This is a genomic window from Shewanella sp. UCD-KL21 (assembly GCF_001957135.1).
Lineage (GTDB): Bacteria > Pseudomonadota > Gammaproteobacteria > Enterobacterales > Shewanellaceae > Shewanella.
In genome coordinates this window covers 1-1,162 of record NZ_MPHK01000057.1, presented here as the reverse complement: position 1 = coordinate 1,162, position 1,162 = coordinate 1, and the positions used below count along the sequence as shown (strand labels likewise).

At 49.1% G+C, this 1,162-nt stretch carries 1 protein-coding gene; it reads right to left on the bottom strand.

What is annotated here, in order from left to right; genetic code table 11:
* Nucleotides 1-1,162, bottom strand: a 1,162-nt coding sequence (locus tag BM739_RS19820) for a cadherin-like domain-containing protein (protein ID WP_139326943.1), incomplete at both ends; no start/stop codon positions are given.

Sequence of the window (1,162 nt, the reverse complement as noted above, 5' to 3'; positions counted from 1 at the left end):
CATCGATAACCACTACATCAAGGCTAATGTCGCCATTGAAGTTCTCGTTTGGTGAGAAGGTCACTGAGCCATCGTCATTGGTAATTAATACACCGTCGGTGCCTGAGTAACTCACACTATCAAGTGAAACCGTGCCGTCCACATCGCTAGAGTTTGCAAGCAATTGCTCAGAGCTAATGGTGATTTGGCCATCTTCGTTAACTGTGTATGAGGTTGAGCCTGCAACCGGCGCATCGTTGACATCGGCAACGGCGATATCAATGTTAGCTGGGGTCACTACTGTGCCATCGCTAACACCAAATTCAAGCGCTACATCGCCATTGAAGTTTTCATTTGGCGCAAAGCTATGGGTGCCGTCACCGTTGTCGGTGAGTACCCCGTCGGTGCCGGTGTAAGTGACTGAATCAATTGATAGGTCATCACCATCGATATCGGTAGCGCCAGCCAGCAGCTGCTCATCAGTAATGATGATAACGCCGTCTTCATTCATGGTGAATGTGACATCAGGGGCCACCGCGGCATCGTTGACAGGATTAACAGTGAGGTCAACGCCTGTTGCTACTGTGGTAGTGCCATCTGAGACATCAAAGCTTAAATCTAAGTCGCCATTGAAGTCCGCATCTGGGGTAACCGTAAAGCTGCCATCTGGGTTAGCTACAACCGTGGCATTATCGCCTACTGATAGGTTTTCAGCGCTTAGGTTATCACCGTCCACATCAGACGCATTAGCCAGTAATTGCTCTTGGCTTAGGGTAATTGAGCCATCTTCGTCAACCGAGTACGCCAGATTACCATCAACTATAGGGGTATCGTTTACCGCCAGTGTGGTAATGCCAGCAGTGGTTTCAGCAGTGGCGCCATCATCATCGATAAAGCTTAAATCTAAGTCGCCATTGAAGTCCGCATCTGGGGTAACCGTAAAGCTGCCATCTGGGTTAGCTACAACCGTGGCATTATCGCCTACTGATAGGTTTTCAGCGCTTAGGTTATCACCGTCCACATCAGACGCATTAGCCAGTAATTGCTCTTGGCTTAGGGTAATTGAGCCATCTTCGTCAACCGAGTACGCCAGATTACCATCAACTATAGGGGTATCGTTTACCGCCAGTGTGGTAATGCCAGCAGTGGTTTCAGCAGTGGCGCCATCATCATCGATAACCAC